The following is a 23,708-nucleotide window of genomic DNA, read 5'->3' on the forward strand; positions in this document are numbered from 1 at the left end:
AAGTCTTGCATACGAATAAGCGCTAGACGCCTTCTCGCTTCGGGATAAAGGGAGGGACGAATTGCAAGGCGATTGTCTGCTGCCTTGCCAGGAGACCGACGGAATGCCCAACCATAGTTCAACCTTGCTGCTGTTCGGTGCGACGGGCGACCTTTCGCGCCGGATGCTGCTGCCGTCCTTATACGCGTTGCACGCCGATGGTTTGATCGACCCGAACTTGCGGATCTTTGGCACCGCCCGAAGTCCCCTGACCGACGATGCCTTCCGCGATATGGCGCGCGCGGCATTGTGCGAATTTCTACCCGATGACCGCAAGGCCGAAGGGTTGATTGATGCCTTCTTGCTGTGTTTGCATTATGTCGCGCTGGATGCGTCCAACCCTGATGGCTTTGTCGAACTGGCGGCGAAAATTGGTGATATATCCGGCGGTTTGTCGATATTCCTGTCCACAGCGCCGTCTTTGTTCGAAGCGACGATTAAGGGCCTGCATTATGCCGGTCTGTCTGGCGAAAATGTGCGTATTGGTCTCGAAAAACCCTTGGGCAATGATCTTGCTTCCTCGCGCCATATCAATGACGCCGTCAATGCCGTATTCCCCGAAAAACGTACCTTCCGCATTGACCATTATCTGGGCAAGGAAACCGTGCAGAACCTGATGGCGTTGCGCTTTGCCAATATGTTGTTTGAGCCATTGTGGAATGCCAATGCCATTGAACATGTGCAAATCACCGTCAGCGAGACTGTCGGACTTGAAGGGCGCGCAGGTTTTTACAATGATACGGGCGCGCTGCGCGACATGGTGCAGAACCATATGCTGCAATTGCTCGCACTCACCGCGATGGAGCCGCCCGCCAGCCTTGATGCCACCGCCATTCGTGACGAAAAGGTCAAGGTTCTGCGCGCGCTCCGTCCTGTTGCTGAAGGCGACGTTGTGACCGGTAAATATACCGAAGGCGCGGTCCAAGGCGATGCGGTCAAAAGCTACGAAAGCGATCTGGGCAAAGCGTCCGACACCGAAACATTTGTCGCGATAAAGGCTTATGTCGACAATTGGCGCTGGCAGGGCGTTCCGTTTTTCCTGCGCACCGGCAAACGCCTGCCCGAACGGCGCAGCGAGATTGTTATCCAATTCAAGTCCGTCCCGCACAATGTGTTCCGTGATCGTGGCGGCAAGCTTGAGGCAAATACGCTGATCATCCGTTTGCAGCCGGAGGAATATGTGCGGTTGTTGGTGATGGCAAAGGAGCCGGGGCTGGACCGAGGCGGTGTTACTTTGCGCGAAGTGCCGCTGGACTTGTCGCTGACGGAAGCCTTTGCCGGATCGCGCCGGCGGATTGCGTATGAAAGACTACTTCTCGACCTCATACAAGGCGATCAGGCGCTATTTGTGCGCCGGGATGAAGTCGAGGCGCAGTGGACATGGATCGATGCCATACGGGCCTTGTGGAGCGCCACGGCACTTAAGCCAAAAACCTATGGCGCAGGAAGCTGGGGTCCGAGTGCGGCGATTGCGCTGACGGAACGTGATGGAGTGAGCTGGCATGAGTAAATTACACATTACCGTCGAAGCCGTCACTGCGCGGATTATTGAACGCTCCAAGCCGGGGCGTCAGGCCTATCTCAACCTGATCAGCAAGCAAGGCGACGCCGGTGTTAACCGCCCGGTTTTAAGCTGCGGTAATCTTGCGCATGGCTTTGCCGCCAGTGGCGAGGACAAGGCGTCGATCCGCGATGGCAAGGCGATGAATATCGGCATTATTAGCGCGTATAATGACATGCTGTCGGCGCATCAGCCTTATGGCCGCTACCCTGAGCAGATGAAAATTTTCGCGCGTGAGGTTGGGGCCACCGCGCAAGTCGCAGGATCAACGCCCGCCATGTGCGATGGTGTCACGCAGGGGCAGGACTCGATGGAGCTGTCCTTGTTCAGCCGCGACGTAATCGCGATGGCAACGGCGGTAGGTCTAAGCCATGGCATGTTCGAAAGCGTTGCGATGCTTGGCATTTGCGACAAGATTGTGCCCGGTCTGTTGATCGGCGCTTTGCGTTTCGGCCATTTGCCGACCATCCTTGTGCCAGCCGGGCCAATGCCGTCGGGCCTTCCCAACAAGGAAAAACAACGTGTTCGGCAGCTTTATGCCGAGGGTAAAGTCGGCCGTGCCGAATTGCTTGAGGCGGAGGCTGCGTCTTATCATAGCGCGGGCACCTGCACCTTTTACGGCACCGCAAATTCAAACCAGATGATGATGGAAGTGATGGGGCTGCATATACCCGGTTCCGCCTTCATCAACCCCGGCACGAAATTGCGGACCGAATTGACCCGGGCTGCCGTCCATCGCCTGAGCAAAATTGGATGGGATGGCGATGATTATCGGCCCTTGGGCCTTTGCGTGGATGAAAAGGCGATTGTGAACGCATGTGTTGGCTTGCTCGCGACGGGTGGTTCAACCAACCATGCGCTGCATATTCCGGCAATCGCGCGGGCGGCGGGGATCATCATCGATTGGGAAGATTTGGACCAACTGTCCTCAGCTGTGCCGCTCATTGCGCGGGTCTATCCAAATGGTTCGGGCGATGTGAACCATTTCCACGCGGCGGGGGGCATGGGTTATGTCATTCGCGAGTTGATACATGCTGGCCTGCTGCACCGCGATATCATGACGGTCGCAGGCAATGATTTGGCCGATTATGGGCGTGAGCCAATGTTGGAGGATGACCGGCTTGTCTGGCGCGATGCGCCCGCAGTCACTGCCGATGACAAGATGCTGCGTCCACCGTCTGCGCCGTTCAGCCCCGATGGCGGGATGCGTCTGGTGATAGGCAATTTGGGCCGTGCAACATTTAAGACCAGCGCAGTTGATCCTGCACGCTGGACCATAGAAGCGCCCGCCCGGGTGTTTCATGACCAGAATGACGCATTGGCGGCATTCAAGGCGGGCGAATTGGAACGCGATGTCATCATCGTCATCCGTTTTCAAGGGCCTGTCGCCAACGGCATGCCCGAATTGCACAAGCTGACTCCGCCCTTAGGCGTGTTGCAGGATAAGGGCTTTAATGTGGCGCTCGTGACCGATGGCCGCATGTCCGGCGCGTCGGGCAAAGTGCCTGCCGCGATCCATTTAAGTCCGGAAGGCGCGCGCGGCGGAGCAATCGCCAAGCTTCAGGATGGTGATATCATTCGGCTCTGCGCGAACACCGGAACATTGTCGGTTTTGGTCGACGCAGATATCTGGGCGGCCCGCGCGCCAGCACCGACGCCAGCACGGCATATAGGCACGGGGCGTGAGCTGTTCGCGATGATGCAGGCAGGCGCGGATGAAGCGGAGAAAGGCGGGTCGGCCATGTTGGCGGTTGCTGGATTATGACTGCTATCGTCGCTGTCGATATCGGCGGGACCCATGCCCGCTTTGCAATTGCCGAAGTTCTGGACGGCCGCGTGCTTGCCTTGGGTGAGGCGGTGACGCTGAAAACCGCTGAACATGCGAGTTTCCAGACCGCGTGGCAGGAATTTGAACGGCTCAATGGTGCGCCACTTCCGCGCGCGGCGGCAATTGCGATTGCGGGGCCAGTGGACGCCGATGTCATCAATCTTACCAACAATCCGTGGGTCATCCGCCGTTCAATGGTGTGCGAGAAATTGGACGTCGACAGCTTTGTCATCATCAATGACTTCGGCGCGGTGGGCCATGCAGTTGCGCAGGCGGGGCCAGAGTATTTTCAGCATCTGACGGGGCCGGATCAGGACTTTTCTTCGGACGGTACGTTGAGCATTATTGGGCCGGGAACTGGTCTTGGCGTGGCGCATGTCTGGCGCAAGGGCAGTGCCTATCATGTGCAGGCGACTCAAGGCGGTCATATCGATTTTGCCCCGCTGGATGCGATTGAGGATGCTGTTCTGGCGCGGTTACGCAAACGTTACCGCCGGGTATCGATCGAACGCGTGGTATCTGGGCCAGGTCTTATTGATCTTTACGAAACGCTTGCCGCGATTGAGGGGCGTGCGGTCCAGCAATATGACGATAAGACTTTGTGGCAATTGGGCATGTCAGGCGCGGACAGCCTTGCCGCCGCAGCGGTGGACCGCTTCTGTCTAACGCTTGGCAGTGTGGCAGGCGACATCACGCTCGCGCAGGGTGGGTTTGCTGGCGTTGTGATCGCGGGCGGGCTTGGCTTACGGATCAAAGATAACCTCATCCGTTCGGGTTTTGCCGAACGGTTTTGTGCAAAGGGCCGCTTCGAAGGGTTGATGTCTGCCATCCCTGTAAAACTGATCACACATCCGCAACCCGGCCTTTTTGGCGCAGCGGCAGCGTATGCCGAGCAACATGTTTGAGGATCTACACCATATGTCCGCAATCGAAAAAATCATGCGCACCGCGCCCGTTATTCCGGTGCTAGTCATTGAAGATGCCGCGCATGCGCGTGGCATAGCGCAGGCGCTCGTTGCGGGAGGGCTTCGCGTGCTGGAGGTCACCTTGCGCACTGCTGCGGCCTTGGACGCGATTGCCGAGATGAAGAAGGTCCCCGGCGCGATTGTCGGCGCTGGCACTATCGTCGATGTGCCGGGTCTTGAATGTGCGATCGCCGCTGGCGCTGAGTTCATTGTATCGCCGGGCCTCACCAACAATTTGGGTGAGACAGCTATCGCCAAAGGCATACCGTTCTTGCCCGGCATCGCCAGCGCAGGCGACATCATGCGCGGGTTGGATTTGGGACTGACGCATTTCAAATTCTTCCCGGCGCAAGCTAATGGCGGCCTTCCAGCGCTTAAGGCGCTCATTGGTCCATTCGGCCAGTGCCAATTTTGCCCAACGGGTGGTATAAAACAGGACACAGCGGCAGAATGGTTGGCAGTACCGGAAATTTTATGTGTTGGCGGTAGCTGGCTTGTTGGTAAAGGCGTTCCAGATGTTGCCGCGATTGAATCGGCAGCGCGTGCCGCATCGGCATTACGAAACTAACGGAGACGCAAGGCATATGGCCGAAGAAATCGAATGGTGGGATTTTGACGCTGCGGAAGATTTGATCGACGCCGTGGTTGGCGACGTCAGCTTCATCATCGAAAGCGCGTTGGATGCCCGTGGTCAGGCACTGGTCGCATTCCCCGGCGGCTCAACGCCTAAACCGATTTTGGAAAAGCTTGCGCAAGCCAATATTCGTTGGAAAAATGTAACGATTATCCCAACCGATGACCGATTGGTGCCTGTGGACAATCCTTTGTCCAATGTGGCGATGATTGCCAAAATCTTCATTCCAAAGGGTGCGCGCGTGCTACCAATCGCAAGTGATGCCGCCGACCATAAACTGGCGGGTAGCGCGGCGAATGCACGGTTGGCGGACCTCCACTGGCCGCCGGATTTGGTCTGGCTCGGCATGGGGACAGATGGTCATACAGCATCGATCTTCGCCGGTCCTGATTTGGAATCGGCGATGGACAGCGGCAAAGACGTGCGCGCTGTGGGCGTTGCGCCTGATCCCTTACCACCCGAAGCGCCCGTCAATCGGGTGACATTAACAGGTGCAGCCATCGGCACGGCGCGGACCGCGATTTTGGTAATAAACGGCGCCAAAAAGCGCGAAGTGCTTGAAACAGCCATCGAACAGGGTGGCAAATCGACCTATCCGATTGGCCGTGTGCTGGACAAGATTGTCGTGCCTGTCGACATTTACTGCCTCGATGACTGATTAGGCGCGGCGCAATTTGCCGGGGACAGTCGTTGCGTTCAGCTTCTTAAGATAAGGCGGGATATCCAATTCGGAGACCGCAACGGGTTTGCGCGCATCTTTCGGATTGATCGGATTTTCGAACGCGATGCCTACTCGCCCCTCGCTGACCCACGCGATGCGGCCACTGACCCAGCCAATATTGTGCAGGTTCACTTCGACAAGTTCGCCCCGCATTGGGCCAGTTGGGAGTTCGGCCATTAAGCCGCCGGCGGACAGATTACGGATGCGTACCGGCAATTCTTCCTGCGTATTTGGAAAACGTAATATAGCCGTTAGCAAAAGGCTGTCGCGATTCACGCTACGCTTTGCAGCAGGGAATTGTGTATTGCTCAATGGGTCGTCCATATTGCAGCGCCAAACAAGATTAGTGTTAATTCGGCCTTGCACACTGGCATCAAAACATCGCCAAAAGGTTAATGCGGCGAACCTTTCCGGCATTCCGCTCTAATTCTTAACCAAAGGTGGTAAACGCAAGCACCGTTTAATCGTCGCGTGAAACGCGTTCTTGCCGTTCGTGGCGTTCCTGTGCTTCCAGGGTCATTGTTGCAATCGGTCGGGCGCGCAGGCGTGCTAGCGAAATAGGCTCGCCAGTCACTTGGCAGTAACCATATTCGCCATCAGTGATGCGGCGCAAGGCTGCCTCGATTTTGCCGATAAGCTTACGTTGGCGGTCGCGGGTACGAAGTTCGATACTCCAATCGGTCTCGCTCGAAGCGCGATCGTTAAGATCTGGTTCACGCATGGGACCATCCTGAAGCTGGTTCAGCGTTCCCTGTGACTCCGCCAAGATGCCATTCTTCCAGTCAACAAGCTGCTTTTCAAAATATCTTAATTGCCGATCGTTCATAAATGGCTCTTCGTCGCCAGGTACGTATGAATCGTTGAGGTCAAAGTCAGCGGCGCTTGTTTCGCTGGTCGTATCTTGAGGCTTGGCACTCACGCCCATCGTAATTCTCCACCCCCGGGGCAGGCCCTTCGACACGAAGTAGTCTGCCTCCAATCCACTCTTGGCGGCGCTATAGACTTGGGCCAAATGTGGCACAAGCCAAATGTTACGTGTTGTCTTCAATTGGGCAAAAGCACTGGGAAGTGTCCAAACGCGGGCTGGTTTGCTTTTTATGCACGGGCAATTTTGCGCTTACCGGCAAAGTTAGCTACGAAAGGTTGGTCGCTTGCTTATGCGGGCCGTCGTTCCGCCAAGAAAGCGATGGCAAGCCACATTGTGTCAGTGCCGCGCAAACGTCGCCAACTTTCTGTCGCCCTTTTTCATTGCGAAGCCGCCACGCGCGGGGCATAGCCTGCCGCCATGCATGACCTAAAATATATCCGTGAAAATCCAAAAGACTTTGATGCTGCATTGATGCGCCGGGGCGCTGAACCCGCTGCTGCGTCCATCCTTGCCTTGGACGAAAACCGGCGCGCGATCTTGACGGAGATGCAAAATGCGCAGGCCCGCCGCAACGATGTGTCAAAATCCATCGGCGCAGCCATGGGCAAGGGCGATATCGCAACGGCGGATGCTTTAAAGGCCGAAGTTGCTAAGTTGAAAGACATTTTGCCGCAGTTGGAAGAACGCGAACGTGTGGCGGGCATGGAACTCGACGCCTTGCTTGCGGGCTTACCGAATTTGCCAGCGGCTGACACCCCCGATGGCGCAGATGAGACCGGGAATGTCGAAATTGCCCGCTGGGGCGAACCACGGGATTTTGATTTCGAGCCCCGCGACCATGCGGATATCGGCCCCGCCCTTGGCCTCGACTTTGAAACCGGAGTTGCCATTTCGGGCGCGCGGTTCACCTTCATGCGGGGGCAGATGGCGCGCTTAAACCGTGCGCTTGGGCAATTCATGCTCGACCATCAGACTGCGCAGCGCGGCTATACCGAGTGCGCTACGCCTTATTTGGTGCGACAGGAATCCCTGTTTGGAACTGGGCAGCTTCCTAAATTTGCCGAAGACAATTTTCAGACAACCGATGGCCGCTGGCTCATTCCCACTGCGGAAGTGTCGTTGACCAACAGCGTGCGTGAACAGATTTTGGACGAAAGCGCCCTGCCGATCCGGCTGACGGCGCTGACCCCATGTTTCCGTTCCGAAGCAGGCGCCGCAGGCCGCGATACCAAGGGCCTCATTCGCCAGCATCAGTTTGAAAAGGTGGAGCTGGTTTCCATCGTCCGTCCCGAAGATAGCGCAGCAGAGCATGAACGCATGGTGCAGAGCGCGGAAGGCATATTGCAAGCGCTTGAATTGCCCTATCGAAAGATGCTGCTGTGTACAGGTGATATGGGCGCAAGCGCACAGCGGACCTATGATCTTGAGGTCTGGTTGCCGGGCCAAGGGCTATACCGTGAAATCTCCAGCTGCTCGAACTGCGGTGACTGGCAGGCACGGCGGATGAATACCCGTTACCGTCCAGCCGAAGGCAAGGGCAATGTCTTTGTCCACACTCTGAACGGGTCTGGCCTTGCGGTTGGCCGCACACTTGTTGCGGTACTTGAAAATCATCAGCAGGCCGATGGTAGCGTCACCATTCCGGCGGCTTTGCTGCCTTATATGGGCGGCCTTACAAAAGTAGAGGCGACCGTTTGATGCGTATATTGTTGACCAACGATGATGGCGTGAATGCGCCGGGCCTTAAGGTGTTGGAGGCGATTGCCCGCACGATCAGCGATGATATATGGATCGTCGCGCCTGCGGAGGAAAACTCGGGCGCTGGTCATTCGCTTACCCTGACGAAGCCTGTGCGCATTCGCCAGCATGGGGATAAGCATTACTCGGTTGCAGGCACGCCTACAGATTCCGTCATGCTTGGCATTGGCGTTATCATAAAGGACGCAAAGCCTGACCTGATCCTGTCCGGCGTGAACCGTGGTGCCAATTTGGGTGATGACATTACCTATTCCGGCACTGTGGCTGCCGCGATGGAAGGGTCGTTGGCGGGCATTCGTTCCATCGCCCTCAGCCAGGTTTACAGCAAGGAAGGCATGGCCGACGCTGTGCCCTTTTCGGCGGCGGAGGCATGGGGTGAGCGCGTCCTTCGTCCGCTGCTCGATATGCCAGATACGCCGCGTACATTGACCAACATCAACTTTCCGCCTCTGCTGCCGCAAGACGTGAAGGGAATCAAAGTCGCACGTCAGGGTTTTCACGACTATAGTCGTGGGTCAATTGTCAAAGGTACTGATCCGCGCGGATATGATTATTATTGGTTTGGCCTGCATGGCATGTTGCACACGCCGGGCCATGACACCGACCTTGAGGTTATCGAGGATGGTTATATTGCCGTGACCCCCCTGCAACTTGACCTGACGCATCATGAATCGTTAGCGACCTTGCAGCAAAGATATGTTGGCTAGATACGCACCTTAATGCCCAAGCAATAGGAAGACCAAACCCATAGCGGCGTAGAAGACTAACCAATAGCCGGCATCAATGGCGAATAGACGACCTGATTTGCGCGCAAACAGATAATTGGTGCCAATGGCAGGGATGATATAGCCAAGCGAAATGCCGACAGATATCATCAGCGTCGCGCGGGCATTTGTATCAAAAAACGCCAGTAAATGGCCAAGGAAAACAGCCGATAGCACCGAAAAGGCAAAGGTCAGGCCATAGATTTTGAGCATATTGCCACCGCGCAGTTGCGCCTCAGTAAATCCATGCTCCGCCATCCACGCTTTGCCGAACAATGGCCCATACCATAAGCCACCAATCAAAAAGCCCGTCGCGGCAGCCGCCAGTATCGCCAACAGATTTGCGTTTGCCATCAATATTCCTTTCGTCATCCTACGCGTTTATCATGCGCTTGTTCACTAGCCGTGACAAGCGCACCGAAACCCGCTATGCGGCCCATCATCATGGCAACAGTAATTAAAGCAGCGCCCAAGGTCGGCATGGTATCGCTTGGCTGCCCCAAGGCGCTGGTCGATAGCGAACGGATTCTCACCAAGCTGCGTGCAGACGGCTATGGCCTGTCGCCCGATTATGCCGGCGCCGATGTCGTGCTCGTCAATACGTGCGGTTTTCTCGACTCTGCAAAGGAAGAAAGCCTAGAGGCCATTGGCGAGGCTATCGCGGAAAATGGCCGTGTTATTGTGACAGGCTGCATGGGCAACGAAGCCGATGTCATCCGCGCGCGCTTTCCCGATGTGTTAGCGATTACTGGCGCGCATCAATATGAGGCTGTCGTATCGGCGGTCCATGAAGCGGCGCCACCGACGCGTGGTGCATTTTTTGATCTTGTCCCTGAAGGCGGATTGAAGCTAACGCCGCGCCATTACAGCTATTTGAAAATTTCCGAAGGCTGCAACCACAGCTGCGCGTTCTGCATTATTCCGACCCTGCGCGGAAAGCTGGCAAGCCGCCGGATTGACGCTGTGCTGCGTGAGGCGGAGAAGCTTGTTTCTGCTGGTACCAAAGAGCTTCTGGTCATTTCGCAAGACACATCGGCTTATGGGGTGGATACGCGGCATGAACCGCGCACGTGGAAGGGGCGTGAGGTGCGTGCACATATGACCGACCTTGCGCGCGAATTGGGCGGTTTGCGTTCGAGCGATGGCATCGCGCCATGGGTCCGGCTGCATTATGTTTACCCTTATCCCCATGTGGATGATGTCATTCCGTTAATGGCGGAAGGATATCTGACGCCTTATCTCGACATCCCGTTTCAGCATGCAGCGCCCAATGTCCTCAAGGCCATGAAGCGGCCAGCGAATGAGGCAAAGGTGCTCGAACGCATCCGCAAATGGCGCACTATTGCCCCTGACATTGCAATACGTTCGAGTTTTGTCGTCGGCTTTCCCGGCGAAACCGAAGCCGACTTTGAATATCTGCTCGATTGGCTAGAGGAAGCGCAGCTAGATCGTGTCGGCGCGTTCCGCTTTGAACCGGTGGACGGCGCGCAGGCGAACAATCTACCCAACCCAGTGCCCGAAGCGGTCAAGGAAGAGCGGTTTCAGCGTATCATGGCGAAAACCGCCGCTATCAGCGCTGCCAAGCTTGCGGCAAAGGTCGGACGCAGCATCCTTGTAATCATCGATGAAATCGGCGACGTGGACGAAGACAACAGCATCGGTGCGACCGCACGGTCGCAGGCCGACGCGCCTGAGATCGACGGCCATGTCTATTTGCGTGATGTCGCACCGACTTTGAAGGCCGGTGATGTCGTGATGGTCAACATCGAAGATGCTGACGAACACGACTTGTTTGGAGTGGTTGCCTGATTATCCGCGCTTTGGCGGTAAGGGAAAGAAGCCCGATGTACGGGCGACATAATCAGCATATTCGGGCCGCGTCTTCTTCATGCCACGTTCCAATAATGGCTTTCCCGACCATCGCGTCAGGGTGAATGTCAAGAATATCGGACCAATGATACTAATCCATCCGGCCAGCCCTACTTCGCAAGCGATGAGCCAGATGCCCCACCATGTGCCGGCATCACCAAAGTAATTGGGGTGACGCGTATAGCGCCACAGGCCGGTATCAAGGACCTTGCCCTTATTAGCCGGATTGGCGCGGAATGCGTTAAGCTGCGAATCGCCGATGGTTTCAAACAATATGCCGATGATCGCAATGATGGCTCCGAAAAATGCCAACGGGCCCAACACTGCGCGCACGCCTTCGCTTGCCCAAATACCAAGTTGCGCGGGTAGGGCAGTTATGAAGAGCAATGGCGCTTGTGTGAGAAACACCGAAAGCAAAGATGTCTTGCTCCAGCTCCAGCCTTTCTTTTCCATGACGCTGCCCATAATTTTTGCGTAGCGCTGGTCTTCGCCATGCGCGCGCCAGCGTGTCCACAGATGATAGGTGAGACGTAATCCCCATAGGCTGGTCAGACCAAGCAGCAGGTGGGACCTTGCGCCCGGCGCGCTTGACTGCGCCCAAGTCGCCCAGGCCAGCAACACCATCCCAAATGCCCAAAAGGCATCAATGAATGACACATCCCGAATTTTGACGGAGTAAGCCCATAAGGCAAGAATCACGGTTAGCAGCGCCGCAGCATTGATAAGCATCGTCGAACCAAGATCAGTCATGCATCGTCCCTCGCAAATATCTCTGTCATTCCTTTGGCTGGATGCTTTGGTATAACCTTTGCGTAGATTTCGGCAACCTTTGCCATATCAGCCTTATAATCGCCAGTTGGCCAGATCGCTGGGCCAAGCCCGCCCGTTTTTGAGCCATAATCCATCATACCGACAACCAAGGGCACGCCTGCGCCCATTGCGATATGATAAAAGCCGGTTTTCCATGCCCTGACCGTGCCGCGCGTTCCCTCCGGCGCGATGGTCAGCATGAATTCGTTGCGACGGCCGAATTCATCGATCATCTGCTGCACATAATTGCGGTTTGAACTGCGATCAACAGGAACGCCGCCCATATCAAGCATGAAGTTGGTAAACGGCCAGCGGAAAAGTGAGGTTTTAGCCATGAAATGTGGCTTAATTCCTAATTCTTCGGTCAATCCTAAAAAATAGACAAAATCCCAGTTGCTGGTGTGGGGTGCTGCAATGAGTACGAATTTGCGTGGTTCCGGAACGACGCCATGCGCCCGCCATTGGTCGCGTTTATATATACTGACCAGCACCCGCCGGACCAGCCGGGACAACCAGCTTGGCTGGCGTTCATTCAACGACATTAAGATATTCCTCCTACATCGCGCACATAACGCCGTTATAATGCATTTTAAACGGCTTGTTTCGTAAATACGCAAAGGCTAGGCATCCGGACGCAATAAAAATCAACGCGGGAAAATACATGTCGCAACATGCATACGGTGCCACTCCAGTCATTTCGTCGACAGGATTGTTGACGCCATCGGACATCATCAGCAACGAGGAACTGGTTGCAAGCTTCAATGCCTATGCCGACCGATACAATGCGGCTAACCCTGATGCAGAGCCGCTCACGCATAGCTCAGTTGAATTTGTCGAGAAGGCCAGCGGGATAAAATCCCGGCATGTTATGGATAAGCGCGCCATCGTCGATCCCGACATCATGGAGCCACGTTACCCCGAACGGCCAAATGACCAGATTTCGTTAATGGCCGAAATCGCTGTCGCGGCATGCCGTGATGCGCTGGAGCGTGCTGGGCGGCGCATCGAAGATGTAGATGCCGTCTTATGCGCTGCATCGAATATGCAGCGTGCGTATCCTGCCATGGCGGTAGAAATCCAACATGAGCTGGGTATGCAGCGCGGCTTTGGCTTCGACATGAATGTGGCCTGTTCGTCCGCGACATTTGGTATTCAAACTGCTGCGGACTATATCCGCAGCGGCAACGCGCGCTCGGTATTGGTCGTAAATCCCGAAATTACTTCAGGGCATCTTAACTGGCGCGACCGCGATAGCCACTTCATCTTTGGTGATGTGGCGACAGCAATATTGGTTGAGGCAAAGGATATGGCGCCTGCACAACATTGGGAAATTCTGGGCACGCGGCTGAAAACGCAATTCTCGAACAATATCCGCAACAATTTTGGTTTTCTCAACCGCGCGCATGGGCAAGGCCCAGTCAACCAAAGCGGGCCGCGCAATGACAAGCTATTTGTTCAAGAGGGCAGGAAGGTGTTTAAAGAGGTTGTGCCGATGGTCGGGCAAATGATTGTTGAACACGCCGAAAGCTTGGGCCTATCGGGATCAAATTTGCGCCGCATGTGGCTGCATCAGGCCAATACGGGCATGAATAGGCTGATCGCACAAAAGGTTTTGGGGCATGAAGCGAGTGAGGATGAAAGTCCCACAGTGCTTGATACCTATGCCAACACCTCAAGCGCTGGCTCCATCATCGCCTTTCACAAGCATAATGAAGACCTCACTGCCGGGGATATTGGTTTAATTTGCTCGTTCGGCGCGGGATATTCTGCAGGCTCGGTATTCGTGCGGAAAGTTGCTTAATCCATTGGGCTGCGGCTTTGTGCGCATTAGTCGAGTATCATCGCCAGCAAAATGTAAATCTAAACCGGCGAACCAAAGCCGACAACCGTTGCAACGGCGAAGATCAAGCGAATGATCATGGCATCCATGCCAGTCCAGTTTGCTAGGCCAGCGCAAACGCCGAGAATTTTCTTGTTGGTTTTATTCAGTGTTAAGCGTGTCATTAAATTGCTCCCTACTTCCAAAACGTGGGCTTATATTATGCGATATATGCTGCGGCGGGCGCAACTGCAGGTGCTACGCTGATGCCGATGGTTATGAATGCGCAGATAACTGCTGCGAAAGCCGATAGAATTTGTGTGCGTGCATACTGTGTCATGTTGATTTCCTTTTCGATGTCCCGGACCATTCCGGCTATGCGAACTACTCAGCATAGCCTGTGCCAAAATGAATATATAATTCAAAATCAGTATTTTAGTTAATTTTTAGGGTATCACAATATTGGCAGTGGGAGATTGCCAATAGCCGCTTGACCAAAAGCGGCCATACTATAGCTATAGCAGACGCATGATATGACGCTGTCGCGACTAACCCTGAATGATTTTCGAAATCACGCTGCGCTGGAGATCCGGCCAGTGGCGCAGTTCATTGCACTGCACGGGTCAAACGGCGCCGGTAAGACAAATATCTTGGAGGCAGTGTCGCTGTTGGTGCCAGGCCGGGGTCTTCGCCGGGCGGCCATGTCTGACATCGTGCGCAATGCGGGCAGCGGCGGCTTTGCCATCGTTGCCCATGCTGGCGGCAATGTGATTGGCACTGGGGTGAGCGCAGAGCAGCCTGAACGGCGTAAGGTGCGGGTGAACGAGAGCAATGCCGCGATAAACAGCCTTGCCGAATGGCTGTCGGTCATCTGGCTAACCCCGACGATGGACCGCTTGTTTGCAGATGGCGCAGCCGCGCGACGGCGGTTTCTGGATCGCTTGGTATTGGCGATAAACCCAAGCCATGCGCGGCACAGCAGCCGATATGAAAAGGCCATGCAACAACGCAACCGGCTTTTGGCAGGCGGTGTCGCCGCCGACCCACTTTGGTTAGATGCGCTTGAGGCGCAGATGGCAGAGAGCGGAAATTATATTCAGGCAGCCCGCGCTTGGGTGATTGAGGCGTTGAGTGCACAATTGCTTACGACAATGTCGGGGCCATTTGCCTCGCCGCAAATCAAATTGGTCGATAAGGTTGCACCTGCAGATGGTGATCTTGCGTCTGCATGGCGCAAGGGACGTAACCGTGACGCTGCTGCCGGGCGCACTTTGCTTGGCCCCCACCGCGCCGATCTCGAAGTATTGCACAGCGTCTCAGGGCAGGTCGCGGAGCAATGTTCCACAGGAGAGCAGAAGGCATTGCTGCTTTCCCTCATCCTTGCGCATGCGGCGCTTGTAACGGCGCAGCGCGATGCCCCGCCAATCTTGCTGTTGGATGAGGTCGCAGCGCATCTCGATCCGTCAAGACGCGCTGCGTTATTTGGATTGTTGGCAGATACTAAGGCGCAAGTCTGGATGACCGGAACTGAACCTGAATTGTTTAAGGATATTGGGCCGTCCGCCCAGTTGTTGCCAATCGGTCCTGACCCTAGAATGCTCCCCTGATCGCAGGGGAGCATTCATTTAGCCGGCTTTGCTGGACTTTTTCGCAGCACTCTTCTTTGGCGGCTTGGGCTTGGCAGACTTAGGTGGCGCCGGTGTCACTTCAAATGCGGGCTGGTCGTCCTTGATGCGTACAGCAACTTCGCCGCCATGAATCAGTTTGCCAAACAACAGCTCTTCGGCAAGCGGCTGTTTGATTCTTTCCTGAATAAGACGTCCCATCGGGCGCGCGCCGTATAGCTTGTCATAGCCTCGCTCGGTCAACCAAGCCCGTGCTTCATCATCAAGCTTGATGTGCACATTTTGGTCGGCAAGTTGCAACTCCAACTGCAGGATGAACTTGTCGACAACGCGCGCGACGACTTCGGTCGGCAGATAACTGAATGGCACCATCGCATCGAGGCGATTGCGGAATTCCGGCGCAAACATCTTCTTCACGGCCTCATCGCCAGCATCTTCTTTGCTGATATTGTTGCCGAAACCGATACCTTCTTTCGCCATGTCGCTGGCGCCCGCATTGGTTGTCATGATCAAAATGACATTACGGAAGTCTACGGTCTTGCCGTGATGGTCGGTCAGCCGGCCATTGTCCATCACTTGCAACAGGATGTTAAACAGGTCGGGATGGGCCTTTTCGATTTCGTCGAGTAACAGCACGCTATGCGGGCTTTGATCGACGGCATCTGTCAGCAGTCCGCCCTGATCAAACCCGACATATCCGGGAGGGGCGCCAATCAGACGGCTGACGCTGTGGCGTTCCATATATTCCGACATGTCAAACCGCTTGAGCGGAATGCCAAGGATAGAAGCCAGTTGCCGCGCAACTTCAGTTTTACCGACGCCGGTCGGACCACTGAACAGATAGCTGCCGATTGGCTTTTCGGTATCGCGCAGGCCAGCACGGCTGAGCTTGATGGCGCTCGCCAACACTTCAATCGCCTTATCTTGCCCGAACACCACGCGCTTGAGATCCGCCTCAAGCGTGCCAAGCGCAGTCTTGTCATCGGTCGAAACCTGCTTTGGCGGGATGCGGGCAATCGTGGCGATAACGGCTTCGATTTCGCGGGCCGTAATCAGTTTGCGGCGCTTTGATGGGGCAACAAGCATCTGCATGGCACCAACTTCGTCAATGACGTCAATGGCCTTGTCTGGCTGCTTACGGTCATTGATGTAGCGTGAGGATAACTCCACTGCGGCCTTGATGGCATCTGGGGTGTATTTAACTTTGTGATGCTCTTCAAACGCACTGCGCAAGCCTGCAAGGATTTTGATCGTATCCTCAATGCTTGGTTCGTTGACGTCAATCTTCTGGAACCGGCGCAGCAATGCTCGGTCTTTTTCGAAATGGTTGCGGAATTCCTTGTAAGTTGTCGAACCGATGCAACGGATGGTCCCACCTGACAACGCCGGCTTTAGCAAGTTCGATGCGTCCATTGCTCCGCCGCTTGTTGCGCCCGCGCCGATGACCGTGTGGATTTCGTCGATGAACAGGATTGCATCCGGAAGCTTTTCCAGTTCGGAGACAACCGCCTTTAAGCGCTCTTCAAAGTCACCGCGATACCGCGTTCCAGCCAGCAACGCGCCCATGTCGAGCGAATAGATCACGGCTGGTAACAGAACCTCAGGCACCTGATTTTCCACAATGCGTCGGGCCAGGCCTTCTGCAATCGCTGTCTTCCCAACGCCGGGTTCGCCCACGTAAAGGGGGTTGTTTTTCGAACGGCGGCATAAAATTTGGACGGTACGGTCAACTTCGGCTGTGCGCCCGATCAGGGGATCAATGCGGCCCTGCTTGGCTTTTTCATTCAGATTGACGGTGAACTGATCCAGCGCACCTTCTTTCTTGTCTTTTTTCGCCTTTGCGTCTTCGGGTTCTTCGTTTTTCGGCTCAGCGTCGGCCCCTAAACGAGGTTCGGCTAGCTTGCCGTCCTTGCCGATGCCGTGACTGATATAAGATACGGCATCAAGTCTGCTCATATCCTGCTGTTGCAAGAAATATACGGCATAGCTCTCGCGCTCTGAAAACAAAGCGACCAGCACATTTGCGCCGGTTACGACGTCTTTTCCGGAACTTTGGACGTGCAAAATCGCGCGTTGAACGACGCGCTGGAAACCACTTGTCGGCGATGGGTCAACCTTGCCCTCCACGCGCAGGCTTTCCAGCTCGGTATCCAAATATGTAATGATGATGTCCGAAAGCTCGCCAATATCGACACCGCAAGCCTGCATGACTTTCGCGGCGTCCGCATCTTCAATGAGCGCCAGCAGGAGATGCTCCAAAGTCGCATACTCGTGCGCGCGGTCGCCAGCATGCTTCAATGCGTTATGAAGTGTGGTTTCCAGCGACTCTGCAAATGATGGCATAACTTCGTCTCCCTAAATTGAGTCGCTGCGCGGTCTTCACACTATATCGGCGTGGCCTTCGGTGCTTTCAAGCATGATAAGAGAGATAACGGCCTGCGTTCCCGCTTTCTTCGCATTGGCCCGCCACGAGTCATTTTTTGAACAACGCGTCGGCAACGCTTCTGTGCTTGTCTGCAAACGTAATTTTGCCTTCGCAGCGCGTGATTTCGGCCTTTAGCGCAGCGATCCGCAACTCAAGTTCCGCCACGGACAGGGCGTCAATATCCTGCTTGATAAGAAGGGCCACAGAATCGTCGCGGCGACGCGGCAGGTTTTCGTCAATATCCATAACGCATATTTTACCGATGGGCGGTTGCTGTCAATATGAAGCTTGCTTAAAGGGCCGATCATTCAAAAGGGATAACGCAGTAATGGCACAGTTACCGGATCTAATGACCGTAATCGAAATTTCGACGCCGGGCGGGCCCGAAGTGCTTGTCGCGTCGCATCGGCCGCTGCCCGTTCCGGGTGCAGGTGAAGTGTTATTGAAAGTCGCTTATGCGGGCGTCAACCGGCCTGATGTTATCCAACGTAAGGGACTTTATCCCGCGCCTCCGGGCGCGAGTGACCTGCCCGGACTTGAAGTGTCGGGAACAGTCGTCGCTATGGGTGGTGATGTCGACCCAACCATAATCGGTGCCCGTTATTGCGCCTTAGTATCTGGCGGAGGGTATGCCGAATATTGCCTTGCACGGATGGATGTGTGCTTGCCAGTTCCAGCGGGCATGGAGATGGCCGAAGCGGCTGCTTTGCCTGAAACATTGTTCACCGTGTGGCATAATGTGTTTGAGCGGGGCTATGCTTCGCCTGGCGAGACCGTACTTATTCACGGGGGAACTAGCGGAATTGGCACCATGGCGATCAAGCTGGGCAAGCTGTTTGACCTAACTGTGATTGTGACCTGCGGTTCTGACGACAAATGCGCAGCAGCTCAAAAAATCGGCGCGGATCACGCCATCAACTATAACAGTTCCGACTTTGTCGAACGTGTGAAGGCGCTCACAAGTGGCGAGGGCGTTCACCTCGTGCTTGATATGGTCGCAGGGAATTATGTTTCGCGAAACCTGCAGTGCCTGCGTGAAGATGGGCGGCATGTCACCATCGCGGTGCAGGGCGGGATGGTAGCGGAAATCAACATGGCTTTTGTCATGTCACGCCGCTTGACGCTTACAGGGTCAACGCTGCGTCCTCGTACCCCCATGTTTAAGGCCATGCTTTCGCAGGAAATATTGGCAACCGTTTGGCCACTGGTCTGTGATGGTGCGCTGCGTCCGGAAATAGACAAGATTTTTCCTTTGGCCGAAGCCGCCGATGCGCATGCCTATATGGAATCCGGCGCGCATGTCGGGAAGATCATGTTGGCGGTTTAGGGTCAGGACCTAGGCGGGTTTATACTTTTGGCGTTTTAGCGGCCACGCCATCCAGCCAGATTTTGACATCATTGGCGCTTTTTTCAGGGATTTCCTCCATCGGGATATGGCCGACATTGGGGTAAATGACCAGTTTCGCCTGCGGCATGGCTTCAGCGAACCATTTGGCAACGGTGACGGGGATTAAATTATCTTCTGCGCCCCATAAGATCAAAACTGGCACCTTTATAGCCGAGAGCCGTTCTTTTGTGCCAGGTGCCATGCTCTTGGGACTTGAAAAGCGTTTCATGGTTGCGTCGCGGTTGCCGGGGTAGCGATTTAATTCCCAGTATCGATCGATAAGCTTGTCGTTGATTTTGGATTGAACGTGCATTGACGTTTTGACACTCGATTCAAAAATGCTGCGGGGTGCAATGAAGCGTACGGCTTCTTTTATCACCGGCATACGCATCAGCCGGAATCCAAGTGGCATTTCTCCGGACCTTGCATTTGGCTTTCCACTGGCATCAACCAACACCACAGCGTCAACCTTCTCCGGATGTTCCAATGCGTATAACCACGACACGCCGCCGCCCATGGAATTGCCGCCAATTACAGCCTTATCAACATTCAGCTTGGCCAATAAACTGTCAACAACACTAACATAAGATGCATTGTCGTAGACGCCTGCGGGGTTAGTTCCGGTCAGGCCATGTCCGGGAAGATCAAGCGAAATAACCCGATAGTCCTTGCCCAAAATGGCAATCCACTGCTCCCATGTATGCAGCGATGCGTTTGAGCCGTGAATAAGAACGAGGACAGGTCCGTCCTGCTTTCCTTCGTCACGATAATGCACGCGCAGACCAGGCTCCAATTCGGCAAAGCGCGAAGCAGAGTTACCATATTTGCTCTCCATCTGGGCGGCCTCTGTATCAGGCGTATAGCCCCAGAAAAACAGCGCAGCCAGAGCGGCAAGCAACAAAATGAAGAGCCATTTGATCAAGCGTAGCATTTCTTCCCCCAATGATTGCTCCGGAATGCACAGGTGGTGCGGCGCGTGCAAGTCCAAACGCGCATTGTCGCTTGCCGATATGGCAAACTTCGCCTAATGCCGATGCACGACATTCTGGCCGCTCCGTAAGGGGCGGCCCTTATTATTGGAGCAAATGAAATGGCCACCCCTTTGATGCCACATGCGACCGCCGCTTGGTTGGTCGACAGCACGGGTTTGAGCTTCTCGCAAATCGCCGAGTTTTGTGGTATTCATATCCTTGAAGTGCAGGCCATGGCTGATGACATGACTGGATCGAAATATACCGGGCGTGATCCTGTGCACGCTGGCGAACTGGCGATGGAAGAAATTGAAAAGGGTCAGGCAGATGAGGATTATGTCCTCAAAATGTCAAAGGGTCCGGATCAGGTTCGCCGCACAAAAGGCCCAAGGTATACGCCAGTATCGAAACGTCAGGACAAGCCAGATGGCATTGCTTGGTTGCTGCGCAATCACCCTGAGATTACAGATGGCGCGATCTGCAAGTTGATCGGCACGACGCGCAATACCATTGCGGCCATTCGTGAGCGTAGCCACTGGAACATCGCCGAAATTCAGGCGAAGGACCCTGTCACGCTTGGCCTGACGTCGCAGCGCGAACTGGATGTGATCGTGAACCGCGCTGCAAAGAAAGCCGGTATCGATAATACAGCTGCCAACGACGCGCGCCTTGGAACCGATCGCGACGCTTTGATCGAAGAATTGCGCGCAGAACGTACCGAAGCTGCACGCCGCGCAGAAGCTGCGTTGAACGGCGAAGATGAAAATGTTGGCAAGGTAGAATTGACGGCCGACACTTTGTTCAAAAAAGCTGGCGAATAATCAAAACGTGATGATTGCCTAAATCGCGTGATTAAGGCACGGCGGGGGGATGGCAGTTTCCACACCCCCCGCATATGACGCATCGCTTGCCGACCATGGCTTTGAAGCAAGAGAGCTTAAGGGGCTAACCTACCCCTTGGGCGAACACGCTCCGCAATATGGTGAAATTTATCCTATAGCACCCGATATGGGTTGGACGCGGATGCCGGTGCCCGGCAACTTGGCGCATATCAACCTATGGCTACTGGATGAGGCGAACGACGGATATGCGATTGCCGATACGGGCCTGTTTATGCAGCCAACGATTGACAAATGGCAGTTGCTTTTCAAGGGTGCGTTGGCGCACCGCGAGCTAAAACGGATTTTCGTAACGCATTTTCACCCAGACCATGTGGGTTGCGCTGGTTGGTTGGCCAACAAGTTCAAAGTCCCGATCTGGATGAACCGGACCGAATGGCTGATGGCGCGGATGCTGACGAGCGACCAGTTGGAACAGCCGCCCGAGGAAGTGCTCAATAACCGCCGATTTGCCGGCTTTGACGAAGCGCGCATTGAAAAGCTTCGTAAAGCAGGTTGGGGCGGCTTTGCGCGTGCGGTGTCGCGGTTGCCAGCGGGGCATGTGCGCTTGGATGACGGACAAGTCGTTCGCGTCGGGCGGCGCGACTGGACGGTCATGACCGGCGGAGGCCATACACCTGAGCATGCGAGCCTTGTCGATTTTGATAACAATATGATTATTGCCGGCGACCAGATTTTGCCCCGCATCACATCGAACGTATCCGTCATGGACAGCGAGCCCGAGGCGGATCCGCTGGGTGAATGGCTGGCGTCCATTGCGAAATTCCGTGGGGCTTTGCCCGCAGATATGTTGGTGCTGCCCGCGCATGGGGAACCGTTTACTGGTGTACATGTCCGTCTGGACAAGCTTGCCTCGGGACATCATGAACGGCTTGATAAGCTCGAGCGCGAATTGCGTATTACCGAAATGCGGGCCGTTGATACTTTCAGCCTTTTATTCGACCGCGAAATTGATGACACAGTGTATGGCTTAGCTACGGGTGAGGCGCAGGCACATCTGCGGCATTTGCATTTTGCCGGACGGATAAAATGCGAAATTCGCGATGGCGTTGGTTGGTATCACGCGGCATAATGTCTGCATGACACACAGCATTTGGAACGACCATTATTATCATCCTGCCAAATGGGACCAGCAGTTTCCCGCATTGGCACTGCATGATATGTTTTTCCAATCGGCCGAGCGCATGTGCGGCGCTGCAATGGCTGACTTCATGGGCCGCAAATATAGCTATGCCGAGATCGCTGCCACGGTTCGGCGCGTAGCTCGCGGGTTGCAGGACAAAGGCATTGGCAAGGGTGACCATATTGGCCTATTCCTGCCCAATGTGCCGCAGTATATTGCGGCTTATTATGGCGCCTTGGCAGCCGGGGCGACGGTCGTGAATTTTTCGCCGCTCTACACCGTTGATGAACTTGCGCATCAGGTTGCCGACAGCGGCACGTCCATTTTGTTCACGGTCTCTGCAGCGGCGCTACTGCCCACGGCGATGAAGGTGCTCGACAATAGCAGCCTGAAAGAATTGATCGTAGGAAGCGTTTCCGAAGCGTTGCCAAAAGCGAAAAGTTGGGCTTACCGTCTTTTCAAACGCGGCGAAATTGCGGCGATACCCTCTGATAGCCGCGTGTCTACTTTTGCCCATCTGGTCGCAAATGAAGGTAATTATGCGATTCAGCCGTGCGCACCCGAAAAAGATATTGCCCAGTTGCAATATACGGGCGGTACTACTGGCACCCCCAAAGGCGCAATGTTAAGTCATCAAAATATCACCGCCAATGCGCGGCAGATTAACATGATTGATCCGCACAGTAGAATGAATCAACCGGATGGACCATTGGACGATCGTATCCTTGGCGTCCTGCCGTTTTTCCATGTCTTCGCAAATGCAACTGTCCTCAATCGCACAGTTGCCAATGGCGGTGAAATTGTCATGCTGCCGCGATTTGAGGCAAAGGCGGCCTTGGCTGCGATTACCCGCGCAAAGATAACGTCGCTTCCAGGCGTGCCGACCATGTATCAAGCGTTGCTGGATTGCCCGGACCTTGCAAAGACCGATTTCAGTAGTCTTCGCGCCTGTATTTCTGGCGGCGCGCCCTTGGCCGGTGAACTGAAAAAGCGGTTTGAGACAGCGACCGGAGCTGTCGTTATCGAAGGCTATGGCTTAACCGAAAGCTCAGGCGTGGTTTCGTGCAACCCTTATGAGGGCCTGAACAAGATTGGCAGCATCGGGCAACCTGTCCCTGGAACCGATGTCCGGCTTGTTGACAAGGAGGACCCGGCTAAGCCCGCTCTACCCGGCGAACCCGGCGAGCTTGTTTTTTCTGGTCCACAGGTTATGTGCGGATATTGGAACCGGCCAGAGGCGGATGCAGAAGTATTTCTCGGCAAATATTTACGGACCGGCGACGTTGCGACGATTGACGAAGATGGCTTTGTTCACATCGTCGACCGGTTGAAGGATATGATCGCCGTTGGCGGGTTTAAAGTGTTCCCAAGCCAAGTTGAAGATGTGCTTTACCGACACCCTGCGGTCAAGGAAGCGCTCGTCATTGGCGTTGCTGACGCATATCTCGGCGAAATTCCGCGCGCGTTTGTGACGTTGCAAAATGGTGCGACCGAAGATGGCGCGGTGATTGCGGCGTGGCTCAACCCGAAATTGGGAAAACATGAACGCGTTCAGGGTGTCACGATCATGGAAGTCTTGCCAAAAACAATGATTGGCAAGCTTGACCGCAAAGCGTTGCGAATGTCGCTGGGGTCGTAGGCG

The 23,708-nt window shown here is 55.0% G+C and carries 23 protein-coding genes; 14 read left to right on the forward strand and 9 right to left on the reverse strand.

From position 1 onward, the window contains the following. Positions 1 to 103 precede the first annotated feature (103 nt). The 5 genes from zwf to pgl are packed head-to-tail and all read left to right on the forward strand — an operon-like array spanning position 104 to position 5,685. Positions 104 to 1,549, forward strand: a complete 1,446-nt coding sequence (zwf, locus tag Q0N43_RS02690; RefSeq protein WP_295442113.1) for a glucose-6-phosphate dehydrogenase — start codon at positions 104 to 106, stop codon at positions 1,547 to 1,549. Next, positions 1,542 to 3,365 carry a phosphogluconate dehydratase gene (gene edd, locus Q0N43_RS02695; protein ID WP_295442115.1) on the forward strand — a complete coding sequence of 608 codons (1,824 nt, stop codon included), beginning with the start codon at positions 1,542 to 1,544 and terminating at the stop codon, positions 3,363 to 3,365. Before zwf ends, edd begins: the two co-directional genes overlap by 8 nt. Continuing rightward, positions 3,362 to 4,333 (forward strand): glucokinase, encoded by a 972-nt coding sequence (locus Q0N43_RS02700; RefSeq protein ID WP_295442118.1) that lies wholly within the window; start codon positions 3,362 to 3,364, stop codon positions 4,331 to 4,333. Before edd ends, Q0N43_RS02700 begins: the two co-directional genes overlap by 4 nt. A 13-nt stretch (positions 4,334 to 4,346) precedes the next feature. Further along, complete coding sequence (eda, locus tag Q0N43_RS02705; RefSeq protein ID WP_295442121.1) at positions 4,347 to 4,961, forward strand: bifunctional 4-hydroxy-2-oxoglutarate aldolase/2-dehydro-3-deoxy-phosphogluconate aldolase; 615 nt, start codon at positions 4,347 to 4,349, stop codon at positions 4,959 to 4,961. Positions 4,962 to 4,977: 16 nt separating this feature from the next. Beyond that, a complete protein-coding gene (gene pgl / locus Q0N43_RS02710; RefSeq protein WP_295442124.1) occupies positions 4,978 to 5,685 on the forward strand; it encodes a 6-phosphogluconolactonase in 708 nt (235 codons plus the stop codon). On the opposite strand, the gene Q0N43_RS02715 is transcribed toward pgl, so the two are convergent. Together Q0N43_RS02715 and dksA are read right to left on the reverse strand one after the other, a co-directional pair. After that, the gene (locus Q0N43_RS02715; protein WP_295442127.1) at positions 5,686 to 6,072 is read right to left on the reverse strand and encodes a PilZ domain-containing protein; all 387 of its coding nucleotides are present in this window, start codon (positions 6,070 to 6,072) and stop codon (positions 5,686 to 5,688) included. It abuts the gene before it with no gap. A 136-nt stretch (positions 6,073 to 6,208) separates the two neighbouring features. Continuing rightward, positions 6,209 to 6,673 (reverse strand): RNA polymerase-binding protein DksA, encoded by a 465-nt coding sequence (gene dksA / locus Q0N43_RS02720; RefSeq protein ID WP_366845942.1) that lies wholly within the window; start codon positions 6,671 to 6,673, stop codon positions 6,209 to 6,211. A 360-nt stretch (positions 6,674 to 7,033) separates the two neighbouring features. Here dksA and serS point away from each other — a divergent pair, with 360 nt between their 5' ends. Further along, positions 7,034 to 8,314 carry a serine--tRNA ligase gene (gene serS, locus Q0N43_RS02725; RefSeq protein WP_295442130.1) on the forward strand — a complete coding sequence of 427 codons (1,281 nt, stop codon included), beginning with the start codon at positions 7,034 to 7,036 and terminating at the stop codon, positions 8,312 to 8,314. Next, positions 8,314 to 9,081: a 5'/3'-nucleotidase SurE gene (surE, locus tag Q0N43_RS02730; protein WP_295442133.1), complete on the forward strand. Its 768-nt coding sequence runs from the start codon at positions 8,314 to 8,316 to the stop codon at positions 9,079 to 9,081. The genes serS and surE overlap by 1 nt, the downstream gene beginning before the upstream one ends. 9 nt (positions 9,082 to 9,090) lie before the next feature. Here surE and Q0N43_RS02735 read toward each other — a convergent pair whose 3' ends face one another. Continuing rightward, on the reverse strand, positions 9,091 to 9,492 hold the full coding sequence (locus tag Q0N43_RS02735) for a DUF1761 domain-containing protein (protein ID WP_295442136.1): 402 nt from the start codon (positions 9,490 to 9,492) through the stop codon (positions 9,091 to 9,093). Between the two features lie 90 nt (positions 9,493 to 9,582). Between Q0N43_RS02735 and rimO the strand changes: the two genes are divergently transcribed. Next, a complete protein-coding gene (gene rimO / locus Q0N43_RS02740; protein ID WP_295442139.1) occupies positions 9,583 to 10,947 on the forward strand; it encodes a 30S ribosomal protein S12 methylthiotransferase RimO in 1,365 nt (454 codons plus the stop codon). Here the strand turns inward: rimO and Q0N43_RS02745 are convergent, their stop codons facing one another. Next, positions 10,948 to 11,757, reverse strand: coding sequence for a DUF1295 domain-containing protein (locus Q0N43_RS02745; RefSeq protein WP_295442142.1), 810 nt, complete (start codon positions 11,755 to 11,757; stop codon positions 10,948 to 10,950). Then, a complete protein-coding gene (locus tag Q0N43_RS02750; protein WP_295442145.1) occupies positions 11,754 to 12,359 on the reverse strand; it encodes a lysophospholipid acyltransferase family protein in 606 nt (201 codons plus the stop codon). The genes Q0N43_RS02745 and Q0N43_RS02750 overlap by 4 nt, the downstream gene beginning before the upstream one ends. Positions 12,360 to 12,478: 119 nt before the next feature. Between Q0N43_RS02750 and Q0N43_RS02755 the strand changes: the two genes are divergently transcribed. Beyond that, positions 12,479 to 13,618: a beta-ketoacyl-ACP synthase III gene (locus Q0N43_RS02755; protein ID WP_295442148.1), complete on the forward strand. Its 1,140-nt coding sequence runs from the start codon at positions 12,479 to 12,481 to the stop codon at positions 13,616 to 13,618. Positions 13,619 to 13,677: 59 nt separating this feature from the next. On the opposite strand, the gene Q0N43_RS02760 is transcribed toward Q0N43_RS02755, so the two are convergent. Then, the gene (locus Q0N43_RS02760; protein WP_295442150.1) at positions 13,678 to 13,821 is read right to left on the reverse strand and encodes a PspC domain-containing protein; all 144 of its coding nucleotides are present in this window, start codon (positions 13,819 to 13,821) and stop codon (positions 13,678 to 13,680) included. A 348-nt stretch (positions 13,822 to 14,169) separates the two neighbouring features. On the opposite strand from Q0N43_RS02760, the gene recF reads away from it, so the two are divergent. Then, on the forward strand, positions 14,170 to 15,243 hold the full coding sequence (recF, locus tag Q0N43_RS02765) for a DNA replication/repair protein RecF (protein ID WP_295442153.1): 1,074 nt from the start codon (positions 14,170 to 14,172) through the stop codon (positions 15,241 to 15,243). Positions 15,244 to 15,261: 18 nt separating this feature from the next. On the opposite strand, the gene clpA is transcribed toward recF, so the two are convergent. Together clpA and Q0N43_RS02775 are read right to left on the reverse strand one after the other, a co-directional pair. Then, a complete protein-coding gene (gene clpA / locus Q0N43_RS02770) occupies positions 15,262 to 17,604 on the reverse strand; it encodes an ATP-dependent Clp protease ATP-binding subunit ClpA (RefSeq protein ID WP_295442156.1) in 2,343 nt (780 codons plus the stop codon). 130 nt (positions 17,605 to 17,734) lie between these two features. Next, positions 17,735 to 17,932 carry a DUF1192 domain-containing protein gene (locus Q0N43_RS02775; RefSeq protein ID WP_295442160.1) on the reverse strand — a complete coding sequence of 66 codons (198 nt, stop codon included), beginning with the start codon at positions 17,930 to 17,932 and terminating at the stop codon, positions 17,735 to 17,737. Between the two features lie 82 nt (positions 17,933 to 18,014). On the opposite strand from Q0N43_RS02775, the gene Q0N43_RS02780 reads away from it, so the two are divergent. Next, the gene (locus tag Q0N43_RS02780; protein WP_295442163.1) at positions 18,015 to 19,013 is read left to right on the forward strand and encodes an NAD(P)H-quinone oxidoreductase; all 999 of its coding nucleotides are present in this window, start codon (positions 18,015 to 18,017) and stop codon (positions 19,011 to 19,013) included. Between the two features lie 19 nt (positions 19,014 to 19,032). On the opposite strand, the gene Q0N43_RS02785 is transcribed toward Q0N43_RS02780, so the two are convergent. Next, positions 19,033 to 20,055, reverse strand: a complete 1,023-nt coding sequence (locus Q0N43_RS02785) for an alpha/beta hydrolase (RefSeq protein WP_295442166.1) — start codon at positions 20,053 to 20,055, stop codon at positions 19,033 to 19,035. A 108-nt stretch (positions 20,056 to 20,163) separates the two neighbouring features. Between Q0N43_RS02785 and Q0N43_RS02790 the strand changes: the two genes are divergently transcribed. The 3 genes from Q0N43_RS02790 to Q0N43_RS02800 are packed head-to-tail and all read left to right on the forward strand — an operon-like array spanning position 20,164 to position 23,705. Beyond that, on the forward strand, positions 20,164 to 20,865 hold the full coding sequence (locus Q0N43_RS02790; RefSeq protein ID WP_295442168.1) for a DUF1013 domain-containing protein: 702 nt from the start codon (positions 20,164 to 20,166) through the stop codon (positions 20,863 to 20,865). Positions 20,866 to 20,914: 49 nt separating this feature from the next. Continuing rightward, the gene (locus tag Q0N43_RS02795; protein WP_295442170.1) at positions 20,915 to 22,015 is read left to right on the forward strand and encodes an MBL fold metallo-hydrolase; all 1,101 of its coding nucleotides are present in this window, start codon (positions 20,915 to 20,917) and stop codon (positions 22,013 to 22,015) included. Further along, on the forward strand, positions 21,987 to 23,705 hold the full coding sequence (locus Q0N43_RS02800) for an AMP-binding protein (RefSeq protein ID WP_295442172.1): 1,719 nt from the start codon (positions 21,987 to 21,989) through the stop codon (positions 23,703 to 23,705). Before Q0N43_RS02795 ends, Q0N43_RS02800 begins: the two co-directional genes overlap by 29 nt. Positions 23,706 to 23,708: the final 3 nt, after the last annotated feature.

It is taken from the genome of Sphingorhabdus sp. EL138 (genome assembly GCF_945882965.1).
Taxonomy (GTDB): domain Bacteria; phylum Pseudomonadota; class Alphaproteobacteria; order Sphingomonadales; family Sphingomonadaceae; genus Sphingorhabdus_B.